19 protein-coding genes are annotated in these 21011 nt (G+C 59.5%); all 19 read right to left on the bottom strand.

Annotated elements, in window-relative coordinates; genetic code table 11:
• Positions 1-19: 19 nt before the first annotated feature.
• Positions 20-1405: a hypothetical protein gene (locus FE782_RS04885; RefSeq protein ID WP_138192928.1), complete on the bottom strand. Its 1386-nt coding sequence runs from the start codon at positions 1403-1405 to the stop codon at positions 20-22.
• A gap of 2 nt (positions 1406-1407) precedes the next feature.
• A complete protein-coding gene (locus FE782_RS04880) occupies positions 1408-2154 on the bottom strand; it encodes a creatininase family protein (protein ID WP_138192927.1) in 747 nt (248 codons plus the stop codon).
• A gap of 37 nt (positions 2155-2191) precedes the next feature.
• On the bottom strand, positions 2192-3049 hold the full coding sequence (locus tag FE782_RS04875) for an ABC transporter permease (protein ID WP_138192926.1): 858 nt from the start codon (positions 3047-3049) through the stop codon (positions 2192-2194).
• A complete protein-coding gene (locus FE782_RS04870; protein ID WP_138192925.1) occupies positions 3030-3809 on the bottom strand; it encodes an ABC transporter ATP-binding protein in 780 nt (259 codons plus the stop codon). The genes FE782_RS04875 and FE782_RS04870 overlap by 20 nt, the downstream gene beginning before the upstream one ends.
• Positions 3810-3813: 4 nt before the next feature.
• Positions 3814-4899, bottom strand: coding sequence for an ABC transporter substrate-binding protein (locus FE782_RS04865; protein ID WP_138192924.1), 1086 nt, complete (start codon positions 4897-4899; stop codon positions 3814-3816).
• Between the two features lie 24 nt (positions 4900-4923).
• A complete protein-coding gene (locus tag FE782_RS04860; protein ID WP_138192923.1) occupies positions 4924-5967 on the bottom strand; it encodes a Nif3-like dinuclear metal center hexameric protein in 1044 nt (347 codons plus the stop codon).
• A gap of 356 nt (positions 5968-6323) precedes the next feature.
• Entirely contained in the window at positions 6324-6677 is a 354-nt protein-coding gene (locus FE782_RS04855; protein WP_138192922.1) for a Na-translocating system protein MpsC family protein, read from the bottom strand.
• 146 nt (positions 6678-6823) lie between these two features.
• The gene (locus FE782_RS04850) at positions 6824-8179 is read right to left on the bottom strand and encodes a polysaccharide deacetylase family protein (RefSeq protein WP_138192921.1); all 1356 of its coding nucleotides are present in this window, start codon (positions 8177-8179) and stop codon (positions 6824-6826) included.
• A 132-nt stretch (positions 8180-8311) separates the two neighbouring features.
• On the bottom strand, positions 8312-10108 hold the full coding sequence (locus tag FE782_RS04845) for a peptidoglycan D,D-transpeptidase FtsI family protein (RefSeq protein WP_138192920.1): 1797 nt from the start codon (positions 10106-10108) through the stop codon (positions 8312-8314).
• Between the two features lie 124 nt (positions 10109-10232).
• Complete coding sequence (locus FE782_RS04840; RefSeq protein WP_158299255.1) at positions 10233-12257, bottom strand: methyl-accepting chemotaxis protein; 2025 nt, start codon at positions 12255-12257, stop codon at positions 10233-10235.
• Positions 12258-12489: 232 nt separating this feature from the next.
• Positions 12490-13551 (bottom strand): endolytic transglycosylase MltG, encoded by a 1062-nt coding sequence (mltG, locus tag FE782_RS04835; protein ID WP_138192918.1) that lies wholly within the window; start codon positions 13549-13551, stop codon positions 12490-12492.
• Positions 13552-13619: 68 nt separating this feature from the next.
• A complete protein-coding gene (locus FE782_RS04830; protein WP_138192917.1) occupies positions 13620-13943 on the bottom strand; it encodes a DUF1292 domain-containing protein in 324 nt (107 codons plus the stop codon).
• A gap of 9 nt (positions 13944-13952) precedes the next feature.
• A complete protein-coding gene (locus tag FE782_RS04825; protein ID WP_138192916.1) occupies positions 13953-14267 on the bottom strand; it encodes a DUF1292 domain-containing protein in 315 nt (104 codons plus the stop codon).
• Between the two features lie 51 nt (positions 14268-14318).
• Entirely contained in the window at positions 14319-14732 is a 414-nt protein-coding gene (gene ruvX / locus FE782_RS04820) for a Holliday junction resolvase RuvX (protein WP_138192915.1), read from the bottom strand.
• Positions 14732-14992 carry an IreB family regulatory phosphoprotein gene (locus tag FE782_RS04815; protein ID WP_138192914.1) on the bottom strand — a complete coding sequence of 87 codons (261 nt, stop codon included), beginning with the start codon at positions 14990-14992 and terminating at the stop codon, positions 14732-14734. The genes ruvX and FE782_RS04815 overlap by 1 nt, the downstream gene beginning before the upstream one ends.
• Before the next feature lie 75 nt (positions 14993-15067).
• Positions 15068-17701 carry an alanine--tRNA ligase gene (alaS, locus tag FE782_RS04810; protein ID WP_138192913.1) on the bottom strand — a complete coding sequence of 878 codons (2634 nt, stop codon included), beginning with the start codon at positions 17699-17701 and terminating at the stop codon, positions 15068-15070.
• Positions 17702-18610: 909 nt separating this feature from the next.
• Positions 18611-19282 (bottom strand): DNA-binding response regulator, encoded by a 672-nt coding sequence (locus tag FE782_RS04805; protein WP_138192912.1) that lies wholly within the window; start codon positions 19280-19282, stop codon positions 18611-18613.
• Between the two features lie 265 nt (positions 19283-19547).
• A complete protein-coding gene (locus FE782_RS04800; protein WP_202914475.1) occupies positions 19548-20621 on the bottom strand; it encodes an AI-2E family transporter in 1074 nt (357 codons plus the stop codon).
• Between the two features lie 134 nt (positions 20622-20755).
• A complete protein-coding gene (locus tag FE782_RS04795; RefSeq protein ID WP_138192911.1) occupies positions 20756-20956 on the bottom strand; it encodes a YrzR-like zinc ribbon domain in 201 nt (66 codons plus the stop codon).
• Positions 20957-21011 lie beyond the last annotated feature (55 nt).

Here is a 21011-nt window from a genome sequence, read left to right as displayed (position 1 = left end):
TTCGTATATTGTATACCATTTATTGAATAAAGAATAAAGCGATCATGCTCAGGAGCAGAAAGACCGAAGCGAACGGAAGATTCCAATTCGATACTCGGTACGTGCTGCGATCGACCAGGCTCGACATAATGGCGATCGTAGCGTTGTATGGCCCTACGAGGAACGATCCGGCCGCTCCGAGCAGCATCGCCACCGCGATCGGCTCGACGGGAATGCCGAGCGTATCCGGTTGGAGCGAGCCCGCCGCAATCGCCAACGCGACCGCCGGATGTATGCCGACGAACGCTAGGACGAAAGGCAGCAGCGGAATCAAACAAAGAAACAGCTCCGGTCCGACAATGTCCTTGAATTCGTTCAGCCGAAGGCTGACGACGCGGTCGGCTCCCGTCGCCTGGAACGCCGCGATCATGAACCCGGCGCTTAAAAAGACGAAGAACTGATCCTTCATTTTCAAGAGCTGATCCGGCAACGCTGCTCTTCCGCGAGCCGCGAACTCGCGCGTCTTCCCGATGAGAGCCGCCCATACGAACGCGAACGGGATAACGGCAAGCGTCACGAGCACGAGAAAGCTCAAGTCGGTATAGTGTTCTAAGGCGGATATGACAAGATTGAAGGCGAAAATGACGACGAGAACTTGGACCGGGTGCTTCCCTCTCGTCTCTTCGGTGTCGCCTTCCGCTCCGCTTTCGCGGGCGGCCGCCATTTCCTGCATAGCCTCCCGTTCGATTTGCCGTCTTCTGCGGTTCGAGAGCCAAAGCCCCGTCACCCCGTCCAACACGAGCCCTAGGACGCTTAAAGGAATGACGATCGGCAATAAGGCGGTCCACCTTGCCCCCGTCATCTCGACGACCATCCCCACCATCGGGGTTACCGGCGTCCAGACGAGCGGCATGGCGAAGCCATGGGTCACGGCCCGACTGAGAAATCGCTCCTTATACGCGATCGGATACAGATCGACGGAGGAACGAATCGTGTGATACACCATCGGCAACGCCGCCACGCTCATGAACGAGCTGAACGAGTACGACATCGCGGACGTGATCGCATACAGCGCGCCGGAATGGCGAACGCGGCGTCGAATGATCGTCCGCACCCGGTCGGCGTATCGTCCGAGCTGAATCGGAATCGCGACGAACGGCACGAGCGCGAACAGGCTCAAGATGTCCAACATGCTTCCGAACGACAGCAGATAGCTGTCCCAAGAAGCGCCGTACGCCGCGAACAACGCGCAACCGATCGCTAAGAACGACCCGCCGAGAATCCGAACGAACGGCTTAATGGAGAAGAAGACGACGACGACGATAAGTGCGCATATTGCGGAGACGACTCCATCGAGCGGCAGCCGCGGAAACAAGGTTTGAAATAGATACGCGGCGATCGCGGCGAGGAACAGCGCCGACTTCATAGCTACAACACTTCCCGTACCGCCTCGGCCAACCGAACCAACGCGGTTTCGACGATTTCCTCGCCGATGGCGCGACTCGCTTGGGTGGCGTCTCCGATGCACCCGTTGCGGGTCATCTCTTCGTAATAATAGAAGCCTTGAAGCGGACTGCCCGGGCGCAGCTTGCGCCAGCGCCCTTCTTGGATGTCGCCCTTCTCCAAGCGATCTTCCCGCACGAGGCGCGGCGCCAAATAGAGCGCTTCGGACACTTCCCGTTCGCAGCTGTGTCCGTACAGCTTCGAAGAAATCGTGCGATCCATCACGTCTTTGGCGGAGGCTGTCGTCTTGGCGTAGTAGAAGCGTATGCCAAGTTCTTGCGTAATCGTCTCGGCCGCGACCGCGAGCGTGTTTTGGTTGCCGCCGTGCGCGTTCAGCACGAGCACGTTTTCGATACCGTGCCGCTTCAGCGAATGGACCATGTCCCGCAGCACGGCGATCAGCGTAGACGGCTGCAGCGAAATCGTTCCGGGAAAATGAAGATGATGAGGCGAGACACCCATATTGATCGTAGGCGTGACGATCGCGACCGGAAACAGCTTCGCCGCGAGCCGTACCGCCATCTCCTCCGCCAGCACCGCATCGCAGCTCTCGTTCATGTGAGGGCCGTGCTGCTCATGAGCGCCGAGCGGGATGACGGCGATACGAACCGTTCGCAACGCCTCTTTCACCTCAGGCCAAGTCATTTCCGTCAACCGATACGCCGTCGTCATGTCGCATAACTCCTTTCGTCCAAGGAACGATGACGCCTTAGGTTTCGAAATGATTTTTCTTGAGAGCGTAATGTCCCGCGATCGTTACGATGCCGTACAGCAGCACGGACAGCAGCGCGAGCATCATAATGCTGACCATGACGAGGTCCATCTGAAACACCTGGCCGCCGTAGATGATCAAATACCCGAGCCCCGCCTTCGACGACAGAAATTCGCCCATCACGACCCCGACCAGCGTAAGACCGACATTCACTTTCAGCGTCGCAATCACGTTCGGCACGCTTGCGGGCAGCAAAACCATCCGCAGCATCTGGAATCGACTCGCTCCGAGCGATTCCATCAGCTTTAGCTTCGTTCGGCTGATCTCCTTAAAGCCGCTTTCGATCATCATGATCGTGACGATGATGGAAATCGCGATCGCCATGCCGTATACGGAAAACCGATCGCCAAGCCAGATATAAAAGATCGGGCCGAGGGCGACCTTCGGGAGCGCGTTCAGCACGACGACGTACGGCTCCAAAACTTTGGAAGCGAACGTCGACCACCAAAAGACGACCGCGATCGCCGACCCGAGAACCATCGAGACGGCGATGCCGATCATCGTCTCCAGACTCGTCACCCATGTATGATGGAACAGCGAGCCCTCGAACGCTAACTCCTGGAACGACCTCATTAGCCTCGACGGCTGACTCGTCAGCATCGGATCGACCCAACGCCGCTCCGCAGCCAGCTCCCATAACGCCAACAGCACGGCGAATACGGCCAATCGAGCGAGTCGGATCGCCCTTTGATTCCGCTTCTGCGTTCGGAGATACGCTTCATATTGCGGCGATGCGGACGGCTTCCGGACGGCTTCGGCGGTAACGTTCGGCTCGCTAACCGGCAGAGACGACATGACCCTCCAGCTCCCTCCATATTTCGTTGAAATATTGGTTGTACCGGGCCGCGCTCCGTTTGCGCCAAGGCGGCAGGCCTTCGCCCTCGTCGAACCGGATCGAATAGATCGAAGATATCGTACTTGGGCGCTTCGACATGACCATCACGCGATCCCCCATTCCGATCGCTTCCGAAATATCGTGCGTAACGAGCACGGCCGTCTTTCCCTGATCTTTGATAATGTTGAAGATTTCATCGGACAGCGACAGGCGGGTTTGGTAATCCAACGCCGAGAACGGTTCGTCGAGCAGCAGGATGTCCGGCTCCGTCACGAGGGTGCGAATGAGCGCGACCCGCTGGCGCATTCCGCCCGACAGTTGAGCGGGATTGTGACGGGCGAAGCCGTCGAGCCCATACCGGCCAAGCAGCTCGAGCGCCTTCCGTTCGGCCTTCTTCAAGTCCATCCGTCGTACCTCCGCTCCGACGAGCAAGTTGCTCAACACGTCTCGCCACTCGAACAGATGGTCGTGCTGCAGCATGTAACCGACCTTCGGCGATACGCCGGATACCTCCGTCCCGTCGATCAGCACCTTCCCCTTCGTCGGCCGGATCATGCCGGAGACGAGGGAGAGCAGCGTGCTCTTCCCGCAGCCGCTCGGTCCCACGATGCTAATGAATTCTCCGGCTTCGACGGATAACTGAATATCCCGCAGCGCTTCCGTCTCCTGCTTCGTCGTAAAATAGTGTAAACTGATGTCCCTCAACTCGATTTGCGCCATCGGATCACTCCTTCATAGCGTTTACGAACGTCATGTCGACGACTTCGCCCATGTCCGCGATTTTTTCTTCCGGCTTCAGAACGCCGTTCTCGATTAGGACGCTCTGGAGCGTCTCGAACGCTTCCGGCGTCAGCTCCGGCTTCGCCGGCCAAGTGTCTTGGGCCATGTACCGCTCGACGGATTGAAGGATCAAATCCTCGGGCGTCCCTTCGAAGAACGGCATCAGCGCCGCGGAGATGTCTTCCTTGGAAGCCGTTTTCAGCCAAGCCGCGCCTTTCGCCACCGCATTGACGAAGCCTTGAACGACCTCGGGATTGTCTCTGATATAATCGGACGTCGCCACGTAGGACGTCTCCGGGAAGGCGCCGAACGACTCGCCCATAGAGGCTACGTAATACGCTTTTCCTTCCTTCTCCAACGTGGAGGCGACCGGCTCGAACAGCTGAATGAAATCGCCTTGACCGCTGGCGAATGCTCCCGCCATCGCCGGGGAAGCCACGTTCGTGATGACTTCGGCGGCGATGTTCTCCTGGATCAGCTTCGAATTCATGACCATCTGCGGCGCGCTTCCCGGGCGCCAGCCCAAGACCGATTTCCCTTCCAGATCGCTCCACTCGAAGGAATCCAGCTTTTCGCGAGAGAGCAAGAAGGACCCGTCCTTCATCGTCAGCTGATGGAAAATTTTCAGCGTCTTGTCGCCCTTTTGATTATAGATATAGATCGCCGTCTCCGGGCCGACGAGCGAAATATCCGCGACGCCCGCAATAAGGGCGGCAGCCCCTTTATCCGAGCCTTGCGCCGTATTCATGTCGACGACGATGCCCTCTTCCTCGAAGAAGCCCTGCGACATCGCCGCATAGTGCGGCGCATAGAAGATGGAGCGGATGACCTCCGAGAAGCGTACGGTCACCGGCTCCTTCGGCGCCTCCGCCTTCGGCTCTTCTGCGGGCGTTTCCGCGGGCGCTTCGGCCGCGGGTTCGGCGGCGGGCGGTTGACTTGAGCTCGTCGTCGGCTCCGCAGACGCACAGGCGGTTAATACAAGCAGCGTTGCCGACAGTACAGCGATTGCGGTTCGAATTCTCTTCCCCATGGTTCTCTTCCTCCCAATAATTGTTTATATGTACACGGCTCGACTGACGCCGGAGACGAGATGCGTCTCCGCGATCGCCTTGCCGTACTCCACCATCTTGGCATGACCGATATTCCGAAGCGGCACGGCCGTCATGCGCTCCCGCAACAAGACGACCTCCGTCTGCGGCAGCAGCATCTCCAAGGCGTAGGCCAGCGGCAGCCCATTCTCCCAGATTTCTACGGAATGGGGGTTACCGACGATGAAAGTCAGACCTCTTCGCCGAGCCAGCTTAACGAACTCGTGATCTTCCCGAACCCGGCTGATGCTGACGATAATCGTGTCGGTTTCCGGGTACATCGCGAGCGCCGATTCCAGATGCTCTAAGGAAAAGCCGGTGTGCGGGAAGAAATGAAGCACATGCTTCACCGGACTGTCCGGCGTCCCGCTCAGCAGCTTTGCCGGATTGGAGAGCGTCGCTTCTTCCAATGCCGACTCTCCCCTGATCGCCCTTTCGGCCTCCAACAGATCGCGATCGATCTCCCTGCCCATCCACTCCCCGATCCGGTTCAAAATATCTCCGGCCGTCCGAACCTCCTCGAACGCGACCCCTTTATGAAGCACATTGCCGGGGATGCCGCCGAACGAGGTGTCGGTCTTCAACTTCCGATGTCCGTGAAGGAAAGTGAGACCGGGATGCAAACCGTGAAACGCCTCGTGCATTTCGATAATGGACAGACCGTACAACGGCAAATAATCGGCGAACGGCACGCCTCCCGAGTTAGCCGCTTCCGCAACCGGATGATGTACGACCAGCACATCCAACCGAAGCGCGGAGGCCAGCTCGATCATCGACTCCGTCAGCGTCATTCCGACGCCGATCCGCGATACCCGCTTCCGCTTGTCGCCGAAGATGAGGCCGGGAATTTCTATGACGCTCTTGCCCGGAATGTTCGACGTTTTCGTCACGACATACGGGTTCGATCCCGAGGTAACCTCGTTCCAATCCATCACCATCCTTCCTCTGGAAATGTGATTCAGCGCCTGCAAGACGCTCGTTACATCGGTTTCCGACCGTTCGACGGTCATTCGCTCTCACCTCTCGTCGGTAAGGCAACAAAGAATGCAAAAAAACCGCACAATCATGAGCATACATGGGCCATGAATGCCCCAGATATGTCACAATCAGCGGTTTTAAAGCTCTCCTGCCGGAGTTCTCTATTACCTGCTATGGTTTATTGCGTGGCTGCGGCTGAGATCCCGTCTCTCCTATTTTCAGAAGGATGAAACCCCTGCAATCGCCAACGTCGGTTACCTATTCGCAAGGTAATCATTACCTTGTTGTTAGATAATATAACGCTTTGTTTTGTGGTAGTCAAGCTTATTGTATTATTTTCTTAAATTTACGTTATATTATTTAACGTATTGTTCCCATTGTTTTCTCGTCATTCGATGGATTCTTTAAACATAATGATCGTTCCGGATATTTCCGACTTCGGATCGTAATCCTTTAATACCGAGAGCACCTCGAGTCCCAACTGCCGTTCGAGCTGATCCTTCAGCATCCGTTTGTTCGCCTCCATGACGAGCATATCCACGCTGGCCGTGAGACTGCGATGTTCGGCATCGAGAATTTTCAGAGCGGGAATCCGCTTATGCGTAGCGAAAATATACACTTTGTCGCCGACGATGTCGATACGTTGAGATTTGATGCCGATGCCGAAAATTTCTTGATTAATGGAGTTGTATATTTTTACGATCTCTTGTTTCAACACGCCCGCCCCGTACTTCGGCTTCATCGCGAATCCTCCTCGGCCCCCATGATCGGCAACTTATTTTCCAAATTGTTCTACATCATGTCCCATGATTCCTTTACTCACACGAAATGTTATATAAAAAAGAACCATCAGGCTTTCGCCCAACGGTTCTATTCGTTCTCTTTCGCTTATGCCATATGCCCGTTCGTCGCTTCGACCTCTCCCGCAGCGACCTCGCTTACCGCTTCGCCGTAGCGGCGGATCAGCTCCGTCGAAGATAGAGCGATCATCTTGGGGATCAGCATCTCCGAGCGTTCTCCGAGTCGGTCTTTGCCTTGCGGATGAATAACGGAAAGAAGACATTTCAAGTACAGTCTCGTCGCGGAGGCGAACAGTCCCTTCGGCAACTCCACGACCGTAAATCCGAATTGTTCTACGCCCCGATTCACCATCGAGGTGCCGACGACCGCCTTGATGCTCGGAGCATCGCTGCGTTGAAGCACCGAAGCCGCCAATTGCGGCATCGTGCGCTCCATCGCCCGAATGAGCTGGATCGCCAGCTGCAGCGTCGATCTGGCTTTACGGCCGAACTCATATAGCAGCTCGTTGTTCATATGCAGCTCCACGATTTTGTCGCCGGATCGCAGCGTCTCCCCACCGGGAAGCGGCACCGTCTGGCCGTGGTACGCCGTCACCCGATAGAAGAGGAAACTCTTCGAATCGCCGGGGATCGCAGACTCTAACCGGAACAGCGCGTGGAACGCCCGCTCCCAGAGCAGCCATGCGCCGACGATCGTCTTGCGGATCGGCCCGGCCTCCCGCTTCGCCTTCGACTTCGCCTTCGCGGTCGATTGCATCAGGTCGTCCACTCGGACGAACGAGAAGCCTCGCTCCAGCGCGGCGGGGATGAAACGCTCCAACGCCTCGATCGTGTTGCGCGGCGCCTCCCGATCCGCTCCGAACGTGTTGCCGCAATCGTGCAGCAAGTATACCTCACCGCCCTTAAGGGACTTCATCATCCGGTTCTCGATTTTCTTCGCGCCGGTCGAAACTCGCCAATCGCCGGGCATCGCCGACCAAAGCACGACCTGCATGCGGCTGCGGCTCGCGAAGTCGAACAAATTCATAATGCCCCACGGAGGCCGATAAAACTTAGGCTTTTCGCCCGTCATGCGCTCGATCGCCTCCGACGTCATCCGCACATGGCGCGCCACCGACTTCGGCCGCATCACCCAATTGCTCCGGTGCGAATAGTTATGGATGCCGATGGAATGCCCCTCGCGATGCATCCTTTCGACGATGTCGGGCTGCGCCTCCGCATGCTTGCCGACGACGAAGAACGTCGCCTTCACGTCATGCTTCTTCAGCAGATCGAGCAATCGAGGCGTGTGCTCCGGATCCGGCCCGTCGTCGAACGTCAGACTGATTTCGGTATCGGACAAGCCCCGCTTAAACACGCGAAAGCCGAACAAACGGCTGATAATCCCCGGAAGAAACGCGTAAAACGTAAAAAAGTAAAATAAGTACAATATAATATTGCTCACCCACGTTCCCCCTAGCCGAACTCTCCCTTGACCGCGGTCTCGTTAGCGTAACTCAACCGCATGAAGATTATTATAACATTGGAAATGGCAGTTTTCAGCAAATAACTGCTTTTCCAATGCCAAGCGGCGCCCCTACTCCGGGAGCGCCGCCAGCGCCTCCATAACGGCCTTGAACACGGCCGTCGCCCGGTTCGCGGAACCGAGCGGACGGCTCTCCGCCAGCACCGCGACCGCGTACCGCGGCCGATCGACCGGGCCGTAGCCCGCGAACCACTGGTGCACGACATCCCGGCCGCCCGCCGTCGCCTCCGCCGTGCCGGACTTGCCCGCAAGCGGCCACGACGCGTTCCGGAGCGACGCGCCCGTGCCGCTTTGCACGACGCCTTCGAGCATGCCGCGCACCAAGCGCGTCGTTCGGGGCGAGATCGCGGCCGCCCCGCCCGGCAGCGCCTTCGCGGCGTATCGCTCCACGGCGTGGCCGTCCGCGTAGCGCAGCTCCGCCGCCGCCCGCGGCGAAGCCGGCGCGCCGCCCCGGGCCAGCGTCGCCATCCAATTGGCGGCCGCGAGCGGCGTCCAGCGCGTATCGCGCTGCCCGATCGCGGTCTGGGCGAGGATGCCGCCGTCGGCGTCCGAGGGAGACGCGGCGAACAGACGGTTCGCCTGCTCCTCAGGCAGCTGAGACAGCGGCCGGCCGTCCACGTCGGAGACGCCTTTCCAACCGACGGTCCCGATCACGCCTAGCGCGCCTGCATACCGCTGAAGCGTCTCCCCGTCCAGCCGCTCGCCCACCTCCGCGAACGCGATGTTGCACGACGCCGCAAGCGCCTCGGCGAACGTAATATGCCCGTGCCCGCCCTCCTTCCAGCAGGTTAGGCCATAACGGCCGTACGTGCCGTCGCAATCGAACGTCTCGTCGGGTCGGACGACGCCCTCCTCCAGCGCCACCGCGGCCACGAACGACTTCATGATCGAGCCGGGCGCGACGGCGCGAATCGCTCGATTGGCCCAGTCGTCTCCCTGCGGAGACAGCCGCTCGGCTTCGTACGCCGGCCGGCTCGCCATCGCGACGATGTCGGACGTCGCCGCGTCCAGGACGACCACGGCGCCTTTGTCCAAGCCGGCGGCGTCCGCCGCGGCTTCGACCGCCCGCTGCGCCGCCGCGTCCACGGTAGTGATCAAACGCAGCGGATAATACGGGTTCGACGAGCCGACCGTCTTGACGCCGAGTCCGTCGAGTCCCGCGCCATGGCCGTCGATATACGACACGATCCGCGATTCCCCCGCGCCATGCAGCAGCCTGTCGAACGCGAGCTCGAGGCCCGCGGCGCCGATCGGCGTGGATAACGAAAGCTGGCCGTCGACGAGCTGCTTCTCGTATAACGCCGTCATCCGCTCCGGCTGCTCGGCGACGAAGCCGACGAGATGCGCCGCGATGCGCGCCTCCGGATACCGCTTCACCGCGGAAGCGACCGTCGCCCCGGCGAGTCGAAGCCGGCGAATCGCCTCGGCCTGCTCCCGCGTTAGCGGGGCGGGCGAAGCTCCCCCGTCGCGGGCGCCCGGATTCCACCACGTCGGCCGGTCCGCCTTCCGCCATTCGTCCGACAGCCGCATCGGAGAGACGTTCAAGATGCGCGCCAGCTGTCTCCGCTCGGACTCCGTCAGGCGTTCCGCTCCCCCCGGCAGCAGCAGCAGCCCTTCCACCGTCACGCCGGTCAACGGCTCGCCGGATCGATCGGCGATATGCCCGCGTCCGGGATCCAAGGTGACGCCTTGCGCCCGTTGGCGGACGGACATCGCCGTCGCGTCCGCCGCGGCGCTCCCCCTGGGGGCAGCGCCGCCCCAGGTTTGCAGCCAGAGCAGTCGGCCGGCGAGCAGGCCGATGCCGAGCGTGAACGCCAGCAAGACGTGAAATAACCGATGCAAGCGCATAAGGCGCGACCTCCGAGGACATTTTCCGAAGAAAATAGGACTTTATCCCCAGTATACGCATCGCCCCGGTCGCGCAAACGCCGCCCCTGCGAGCGCAAGGGCGGCGTGGAACGTCGTGTCGAAATTACAATCGGAACTTATTCAGCGTGTCGCGAAGACGCTTCGATACGTCCTCGAGTCGTCCCGCCAACCCGACGAGCGACTCGCCGACCTGCAGCTGGTCCGTGCTGAGGCTCGCGACCTCCTCGGTCGTGGCCGACGACTCCTCGGCGACCGCGCTGACGCTCGACATCGCTTCGGACAACGTCCGCTGCGTCGTCTCGAGCTGCAGCACCGCGTCGGACACCGCGTCGAGCTGCGTCGTGAATTCGGCCATCCGGTCGTTCACCGACAAGAAAATTTCGTTCGACTGCTTCACCGACGCGATCTGCTCTTGGAACAGCGGATACGCCCGACCCATCAAGCCGACCGTCTCCTCGATCTCCGAGCGAATCCGGTCCGTAATCGTGGCGACCGTCTCGATCGACTGCTTCGATTGATCCGCGAGCTTGCGAATTTCGTCCGCGACCACCATGAAGCCTCGTCCGGCTTCTCCGGCGCGCGCCGCCTCGATCGTCGCGTTCAGCGACAAAATATTCGTCTGCTTCGTGATGTTGTTCAACAACGCCAAAATATCGCGGATCGACGCCGTGCTCTTCTGCAGCTCTTCCACCTTGCTTACCATCGATACCGTTAGCTGCTCGGTTTCGGCCGTCTTCTCGCTCAGCTCGCGCATATACTCCGCGCCTTGGCGGCTCGACTCGCGAATGTCCGCCGCGGCGGAAGCCATATGCTCGTTCGCTTGGACGGTGGTCGCCATCTTGCTGCCCATGTCGCTCGTCACGTCCGTGACCTTCTCGGCTTCGACCGCCACGTTGGAGGCGCCGATGGCGATCTGCTCCGTCGCGATGGCGATCTCCTTCGCCGACGTCGCCGTTCGGCGGGACGCTTCGCCGAGCTCCTCCGCCGTGCTCATTACGTCCCGCACCGAAGCGTGCGAATCCTCGACGAGCGCGCGGATGTTCGCTAGCATCTCGTTAAAGCCCGTCGCCAGCGTTCCGATCTCGTCCCTGCGCTTCGCATATGGGGACTGTACGGCTAAGTCGCCGCCCTCGGCCTGCTTCATCAGCCCGCTCATGCGGCGCAGCGGCGTGCCGATCTGTCGGGCGACCATGAACCCGATCACGATCGCGGCGACGATGCCGGCGACGAGCATGCCGATCGTTACGTTCCAGATCGTCTGCGTGCCGGCGACCAGAGGCGCGAACGGCTGAACGCCGACCAACCGCCAGCCGCCGGTCAGTTGGCTGTGCGCGATGAGCATCTCTTGCCCTTCGATCGTCTCTTCCAATGCGGCGCTGTCGCCTTGCAAGGGGATCGCGAACGGCGTACCGATCTCGGCTTTGTCGTCGGAAGACACGACGTTGCCCGAAGCGTCCAGCAGATACATCCGAGCCCCTTCGCCCAGCGCTCCTGCGACGACCTCTTGCAGTCGGCTTTCGCGAAGCTCCATCAGGTAGACGTAACTGGCGTTGAACGTGCCCTGATCTTTAATCACGCGGGCATACCCGAACGCGACCGACGTCAGCGTGCCGGACGGGCCATCCGCCGTCGAAGGGATCCAGACCCCCTTGCCGTCGTTCTGCAAAGCCGCTTGAAACCAAGGAGCCTCGGAGATGTCCGACGGCGTCGGACCGCCGATCGACATCGAGGGCATCACGTCATCCAAGGACAATAGATGGACGGACGCGATCGAGCTGTCGGAGAACGTATATGTGTTCAATCTCGTTTCCAATTCGCGCCGGACTTCCAGCTGTCTCATAATATCGTCCGGGTACAGCCGGTAAGACGTGGACAATTCGGCGATTTCGGGAAGCAGCATTATCTCGAGCGACGTATCTTCGTATTGCTGCAGCACGAGCTCCATCTTGTCCGCGGCTTGAACCGCGGTCAACCGCTTCGCGTCCTCGACCTGCGTCTCGATCAACTGGCGGGAGCGGTCATAGGAAAGAAAACCTACGCAGGATACGGATACGACGATAACCAGGAAAAAATAAAGAAACAGTCGCATCCCGATCGAACGAGTCGGATCGATGGTAGTCTTGTTCATCCGCTCCGGCGATTTGGAGCTTCCCGGTTCGTTCGACTTGCTCCTCTCTAGGAAAGTTAGCATTTTCGGCCTGTTCTTCATTAGTTCCACCCTTTCGGAGTATGCCGAAGGTCACCCTTCGAGTCGTCTCGACTATATTCGACACCCCCGACTGGAAACCCTTCCACCTTCGAAAAAATGTGAATAAAACGTAAAAAGAAGCAAGCGCCGCTTGCTTCTTCGCCGCTTGCTCCTATGATTTCTTGCTTTTCTCGATGTTCTTGAGATGCTCCTGATACGTCTTACCGAAATAATGCTCGCCGGTTCCGTCCTTCTTGGTGACATAAAACAAATATTCGGACGCCTCCGGATATAGGGCGGCTTCGATCGACGCCAGCCCCGGGCTCGCGATCGGTCCCGGCGGCAAGCCCGCGTTCAAGTACGTATTGTACGGGCTCTCGATTTGCAAATCCTTCTCGAGCAGCCGTTCCTTCTGTTCGTCGAACAAATATTGTACGGTCGCGTCGATCTGCAGCGGCATGTTCGCCGCGATTCGATTGTAAATGACGCCCGCCACCAACGCGCGTTCCGAATCCGCCACGACCTCTCGCTCGACGAGCGACGCGATCGTCATCAGCTCGTGGAACGTCACGCCGTTCTTCTCGAGCTGCGCCTCCCAGCCCTCGGGCAGCGCGGCCAATTTCCGGTCGAGTTCTCCAGCGATGCGCCGCAGCGCGTCGAACGCCGTCACGTCTTTCCGGAATTCATAGGTTTCCGGAAATAAATACCCCTCGAGCGGGAACCGGTACAGCTCGCTCTGCGGAATTTGTCCCGCTCGCATCGGCGCCTCGCCGGACGAGACGGCCGCAAAGACGCCCGGATCGTTCGCCACCTCGAGCAGCGCTTCCTCCGAGAAGCCTGCCTGGACGAGCGCCGCGATCGCCTGCCGCACGGTGTAGCCTTCCGGGATCGTCACCCGGATCGTCTCCTCCGCGACGGTGTCTCCGGCGTTCAGCCGCGCGATAATGTCCTGGATGTCGGTGCCCGGCGTCATCGCGTACGTGCCCGCCTGGAAGCCGGTGCCGATGTTCTTGTATTTCAAGTAAGCGGAAAAAATAAGTGCGTTCCGAATCAATCCGTGTTCTTCCAAAATATTCGCGATTTCCGCCGACGACGTGCCCGCCGGGATCGTGAACTCGACCTCTTGCGCCGACGCCGCGGGTTTCAGCTGCTCCATGACGTAATACCCAAGCCCCGCCGCCGCCCCGACCGCGATCACGACGAGCAGCAGCAAGACCTTAAGTAGCTTCCACATACGTTTCTATAGTCCCCCCTGAAAACAGGAAAAAGAGCGACGGATTCGCCGCTCATCTTCCTTCCGATCTATTCTTTGGAAAACGAAACCGTCATCTCGTCGACGAGCTCGGAGACGTTCTCCCATTCCTCGTCGTCCTCGATCGTTTCGATCTCGAACTCGCCTTCGCCCGCGGGCGTCACCCGGAAGACCGACGTCTCGTCGTCTTCGTCGGCGGCGGCGTCCTCGGGACGAAGCACGACGTAGGAGCGATCGCCGAGATCGAATTCCAACACGATCTTATGCACCCGCTCGCCTTCCGCGTCGTCGTCCTCGAACAGAACGATGTCGTCCCCGTACGTCTCCCGCAGCCGATTCGCGCGAACGACGTTGTCTAGCGTGTATTCGGACATGGTTGCCTCCTAGGATTCCGCGCCTTCCATTTCCTCAAGCAGCGTATTGAACGTCTCTTCGACCAAGTTCCATTCCTCTTCGTCGTCGATCGTGTACAGCTTCAGCTCGTCGCCTTCTTCTTCGTAGCGGAACGCGTACACTTCGTCGGTGTCCTCTTCGCCGCCTTCGAGCGGAACGACCATCATGTACTTGTGATCCGAGCCGTCGACCTCGAACTTCATAATGACTTCGAACTCTTCCTCGTTGCCTTCTTCGTCCGGAATATAAATGATTTCCGGCTCCAGCGCTTCCGCGTCGTCATGCTCGTGCTTCTGATCTGCCATTCCAGTCACCTCTTCAGCGTTTTTGTCGGATTTGATCCATGCTCGCCCTCGTTAGCGTCTCCGGGAATCCATGTAATTTTGCAAAATGAGCGCCGCCGCCATTCGGTCGATGACTTCCTTGCGCTTCTTCCGGCTGACGTCCGCTTCGATCAAGGTACGCTGCGCGGACATCGTCGTCAGCCGTTCGTCCCACATCGTAACGGGCAAGCCGGCCGTCTCGCCGAGGTCGCGCGCGAACGCTTGCGCAAGCTCGCCCCGCGGACCGATCGTGCCGTTCATGTTCTTCGGCAGTCCGACGACCAGCTCGGTCACGCCGTATTCCTTCGCCAGCTTCGCGATGTCGTGCAGCACCCGTTCGTCGCCGGAGTTGCGGAGCGTGGTCACCCCTTGCGCCGTGAGAAACAGCTCGTCGCTGACGGCGACGCCGATCTGGCGGTCGCCGTAATCGATGCCCATGATGCGCATCAGCGGTGATGGCCGACGTAAAACCGAACGAGCTCTTCGATGAGTTCGTCGCGCTCCCGCTTGCGGATGAGGCTTCGGGCGTTGTCGTGACGCGGTATATACGCCGGGTCGCCGGATAATAAATATCCAACGATTTGGTTGATCGGGTTATACCCTTTCTCTTGCAGCGCGTCGTAGACGGCGAGCAGCACTTCTTGCGCAGACGCCTCTTGCGCGTCGGGCTGGCGTTCGTACTTCATCGTTTTGTCCATGGAATTCATACCGGCACCCCCGTTTGCAATTGGAATTGTTTATTATATTCTGTGCGCGAAGCGGAAATCCTTTTTCGACAAGCCTTACGATTGCAATTGTTTTGCCAGCAAGTCCTCCGCCGACTTGAGCGCCTCCGGCAGCTTGGACGCGTCCTTCCCGCCGGCTTGCGCCATGTCGGGACGGCCGCCGCCGCCGCCGCCGCAAATCGCGGCCGCCTCTTTCACAATCGCGCCTGCCGAGATGCCCCGCTTCACCAGATCGGGAGTGACGGCCGCGACCAGGTTCACCTTGCCGTCGTTCGCGGCGCCGAGCAGGATGACGACGGAGCCGAGCTTCGCCTTCATCGTGTCGGCGATGCCGCGCAGCGTATCCATGTCCGCGCCGTTCACCGCGGCCGCGAGCAACGGCACGTCGCCGACGCGGCGCACTTGGCTCTCGAGGCTTCCCGCCTCGAGCGAGCCGATCTTGCCGCGAAGCGCGTCGATTTCCTTCTGCGCGTCGCGCAGCTGGCCTTGCAGCGCTTCGATGCGCTTCGGCAGCTCCGCCGGGCTCGACTTCACGAGCGCCGCGCCGTCCCGCAGCAGCTGAAGCTGACTGTCGAGGTACAGATACGCGCCCTTGCCGGTCACCGCTTCAATACGGCGAATGCCGGAGCCGATGCCGCTCTCGCTGACGATCTTGAACAGCCCGATCTGCGACGTGCTCTCGACGTGGCAGCCGCCGCACAGCTCGATGCTGTAGTCGCCGACTTGCACGACGCGGACGACGTCGCCGTACTTCTCGCCGAATAGCGCCATCGCGCCCATCGCTTTCGCTTCGGCGATCGGCTTCTGCTCGATGACGAGCGCCGTGCCCTTCCAGATCTGCTCGTTCACCTTGCGCTCGATGACGGCCAGCTCTTCCGCCGTAACCGCCGCGATGTGCGAGAAGTCGAACCGGAGCCGATCCGGCTGCACGAGCGAGCCGGCCTGATTGACGTGCTCGCCGAGCACTTCCTTGAGCGCCTTATGCAACAGGTGCGTCGCGGTATGATTTTTGATCGTTGCTTCCCGGTCCGAGCTCGCGACGGCCGCTTGCAGCTCGTCGCCGACGCGGAGAACGCCCCGTTCGATCGTCGCGTAGTGGACATGCTGTCCGTGCGGCGCCTTCGACACCTCTTCGACGGATACGGAGACGTCCTTGCCGGTCAGCGTACCTTTATCTGCCGCCTGACCGCCGCTCTCCGCGTAGAACGGCGTCCGGTCGAGCAAGACGGCGACCGTCTCGCCGGCGCCGGCCATGTCGACCAGCTCGTCGCCCTGGACGATTCCGATCACTTTAGCAGACGTTACCAAGTCAGTATATCCAACAAACTCGCTTTTAACCGTGAAGTCGGCGAGAGCGCCGCCCTGCACCTTCATGCTGCCGGTCTCTTGGCGAGCCGCCCGCGCGCGCTGGCGCTGTTCGTCCATCGCGCGATCGAAGCCTTCGCGGTCGACGCCGAGCCCTTGCTCCGCGGCGAAGTCCTCGGTCAGGTCGAACGGGAAGCCGTACGTATCGTACAGCTTGAACGCTTCCGCGCCGTCGAGCGTCTTGCGGCCGGCGCCCTTCGCCGATTCGACCAACGTCGTCAGAATCGCGAGGCCGTCCGTCAACGTCTCATGGAACCGTTCCTCTTCCATGCGGATGACCTTTTCGATAAACTCGCGCTTCTCGACGACTTCCGTGTAATACATGCCCATCACGTCGCCGACGACCTTCGTGAGGCGGTACATGAACGGCTTCTCGACGCCGAGCGTCGCCTTGCCGTAGCGGACCGCGCGGCGGAGCAGGCGGCGAATGACGTAGCCTCGGCCTTCGTTGCCAGGGAGAACGCCGTCGCCGACGGAGAACACGACCGTGCGGATATGGTCCGCGACGACCTTCAGCGCGACGTCGACGTCGTTGCTCTCGCCGTACCGGACGCCGGCGATTTCGCACGTCGCGTCGATGATCGGACGGAACAGATCCGTGTCGAAGTTCGAGTCGACGTCCTGGAGAATAGAGGCGAACCGCTCGAGGCCCGCGCCGGTATCGATGTTTTTGTTCGGCAGCGGCGTGTACGAGCCGTCCTTGTTATGGTTGAACTGCGAGAAGACGAGGTTCCATACTTCGAGGAAGCGCTCGTTTTCCCCGCCGGGCACGCATTCCGGATCGTTCAGATCGCCGTATTTCTCGCCGCGGTCGTAGAAAATCTCGGTGCAAGGACCGCAAGGGCCTTCGCCGATGTCCCAGAAGTTGTCTTCAAGCTTGTAGATGCGCTCCGCCGGGATGCCCATCTTCTCGTTCCAAATTCGGAACGCTTCGTCGTCCTCCGGATGGATCGTGACCGACAGGCGATCCTTGTCGAAGCCGATCCACTCGGGCGACGTGAGGAATTCCCACGCCCACGTAATCGTCTCTTCTTTAAAATAGTCGCCGATCGAGAAGTTGCCGAGCATCTCGAAGAACGTATGGTGACGCCGCGTCTTGCCGACGTTCTCGATGTCGTTCGTGCGGATGCACTTCTGCGCGTTCGCGATGCGCGGATTTTCCGGCACGACGCGGCCGTCGAAGTACTGCTTGAGCGGCGCCATGCCCGCGTTGATCCACAGCAGCGTCGGATCGTTATGCGGCACGAGCGGCGCGCTCGGCTCGACCTTATGCCCTTTGCTCTCGAAAAATTGCAGCCACTTGCTTCGAATTTCGCTTGCTTTCATGACGAACACGCCCTCCGATGGAATGTGAATGCAACAAAAAATCGCCCCTGAATTCAGGGACGATAATGTTCGTTATCGCGGTACCACCCTGGTTGATCCCGTTCCGCTCGCAATCGGCCGTTGTGGCCGCTGGCGCTCGCTTCCGCGGGAAACCCTCGCATGAGAAGATAACGGCTCTCGACCGGCGAAGTTCGTTCGCGCTCCGAAATTAGCGTTCGGCCGTTCGCCCTGTCCGGCAGGCTCTCTCAGCCGGAGCGCGGCGGATATCCGCGTCCGAAGCCTGTTCTCTGATCCGCGGCGAGGCGGCGTACTCGATTTCATCGTCGTTTTCGACATATGTTGGATAAATTATAGCGCCTCGCCCCGCGAAAAGTCAATTCGCGCTGGCAAATCGGGCTTTGGGTCGAAATTGCGCCGCCTCGCCGGCTTCGCCCGCCTCAATTGCCGTCACTTCGCCTCGGTCCCGCCTAACTGCTCAAAATTTGATACCATTCTCGCGAACTGCTCAGATTTTGACACCATTTCGGTGCACGAGCCCATGTTCCAGCTTGTCCATGCCCCATCGTTCGCCGTCACTCCGCCTCAGCCCCGCTAAACTGCTCAAAATTTGAAACCATTCTCGCGAACTGCTCAGATTTTGACACCATTTCGGCGCACGAGCCCATGTTCCAGCTTGTCCATGCCCCATCGTTCGCCGTCACATCGCCTCTGCCCCGCTAAACTGCTCAAAATTTGATACCATTCTCGCGAACTGCTCAGATTTTGACACCATTTCGGCGCACGAGCACATGTTCCAGCTTGTCTATGCCCCATCGTTCGCCGTCACATCGCCTCGGTCCCACCTAACTGCTCAAAATTTGATACCATTCTCGCGAACTGCTCAGATTTTGACACGATCGCCCACACACGTTACAAACCAATTCCTCGGCCGCGTTGCGTGACTTCGTATGCTCTAGCGACCTTCGCATGTGGATTCACGGGACGAATCAAGCTGCGCTCCGCCAGCTCATGAACCGCCTTCCGTACCGTATTAGGGCTCTTGCCTAGATGCGCGATGATGTCCTTAGGAGCTGCGACGCCCCCCTGACGTTTTAAGAAACGCAGCACCTCCCTCGCTTCCAACGAAAGTTCTTCTCCGCTGCTCCTCCCCTCCCTTCCCCACACGATTTGCCGCAGCAGCTGCTGGGCTTGCCGAGAACGGTACTTGATCACGTCCGAAGAGAAATGCAGCACCGTCCAGCCGTCGGCCGTCAAATGCAAGTCCCTTAACACATTATCCGCATGATCCCACCGCTCGATGTCGCGGATATGCGGGTTGAACCCGTCCGCTTCTAACGCCAGACGGAGCCCGTTGGGCTTGTATGCGTGATCGATATACCGTCTTCCGTCATTGTAGTCGCTTACCTCGTACTCCGGATGCAGATCGTCGAGCGTACCGAATGCCGGCCACCACACCTTCTCAAGAAACGCTTTCTCTAAATACGCATGCCCATCGACGAGCCGCCTTAACCGCTCCCCCTCCCTCGATTGCTTATGCTGTTCCAGCCATCGTCCGTGCGCCTCCGCGAAACCTTTGTCCATCCCAATAAAATCCTCCTCCACGTACGCTCGCCCCGGAAAAACAAACACGCCGCCCGCCCCGAAGGGCGAACGGCGTGTGCTTCACGGCGCGCAGCTTTTTCCTATTATAAAACAAGACCGGTCGGCTTGACAAAACGAAACACGCATAGTAAATTATAAACATCCCTTTGATAATGATTTTCATTATCCCTGATTTCGAAACCGATCGTTGCAAACCTCGCAAAGACCCCCGAAGCCGTCGCGGCCTCGGGGGTTTTTGCGTGCGTCACGTCACCGGCTTCCGGTTCTTATAATATAACCGCACATGGTGGTAGATGACTTTCCCTACCGCGAACGTCGGCACCGCGAGGATGAGTCCGACGACGCCGCCGAGCTCCCCGCCGACCAGCAGCGCGAAAATAATTAAGAGCGGGTGCATATGAAGCGAACGTCCGACGACCTGCGGCGAGACGATATTGCTCTCGATCAGCTGGCAGGCGAAATTGACGACGATGACGAGCATCACCATCTTCAGCGATACGGTCGATGCCACGACGATCGCCGGCGCCGCGCCGATGAACGGACCCAAGTATGGGATAATGTTGAACAACGCGACGAGCGCCGCCAGCAGCAGCGGATACGGCACGCCGATCAGCCAATAGCCGACGTACGCCAGGACGCCGATAATGACGCACACGATCAGCTGCCCGCGGATGTAATTGCCGAGCGCCTTGTCGATGTCGGTGACGAGGCGGATCGTGCGGCGCTTGTGGTTCGTGGGTACGAACGTAAGCACCGTTTTCTCGATCAGCTGGAAATCCTTCAACATATAAAACGCCAAAAAAGGGATCACGAACGCGACGAACAACGCGCCGACCGTCGCCCCGAGCCGGCCGATCACGTCCGCGATCGACGCCGCCAGCTGCTGCTCCGCCTCGTATAACGCGTTATTGATTCCCATCCGCACGCCCTCCGGCAGGAAGTCGTTCCGGTTCATCTCGACGATCATGCTCTGCGCCCGCATCGTGAACTCCGGCAGATGCTCGTTCAGCTCGTTCAGCTGCTTTACGAACATCGGAATGACGTTCATGAGCACGACGGTCACCGATAAAATAAACACCGCGTAGATGAGCAGCACCGCGATCGTTCGCGGCACCTTGCGGCGGTTCAACGCCCCGACGATCGGGTTCAGCACGTACGAGACGATCAACGCGACGACGAACGGCAGCAGCACCGTCTTCAGAAAGCCGAACACCGCCGCGATCGCCGGACCGATCAGAAGAATCATATAGACGACGCCGAGCGACAACAGCGCGAAGACGAGCGCGGCGAACCATTTGCTTCTGACCCATTGCTCCACCGCCAGACGCCCCCCACTTGTCCGAAAGTTGGTTTGGGTAACAGTATATGTAGGCGCGGACGAAAAAAAACCTCCCGCGGCAAGCCGAGAGGCTTGTCCGCGAGAGGCGGGAACGACTATCGCGAGCGTCGCCGTCAGTTCGCGTGAACTTCGGGCATCTCTTCTTCCGGGAAAAACAAATCGTCCAGCGAGCTGAGCGTGCCGTCCTCTTCCACTTGGTAGACGGACATCTTCTCGCCGTTCACGGTCAGTTCGATGAAGCAGCCCCAGCAATAAAATTGATGGGAGCCGATCTTCCCGATATCTTTCGAATTGCAATTCGGACAACGCATCATATGGATACCACCTTCTGCCAACAAAGTATTGATTCTATTTATTCCCAACGGGACA

Source organism: Paenibacillus antri, assembly GCF_005765165.1.
GTDB classification, from domain to species: Bacteria; Bacillota; Bacilli; order Paenibacillales; family YIM-B00363; genus Paenibacillus_AE; species Paenibacillus_AE antri.
Note: the sequence above shows the minus strand (reverse complement) of the source record. Positions and strands in the feature narration are given on the sequence as shown.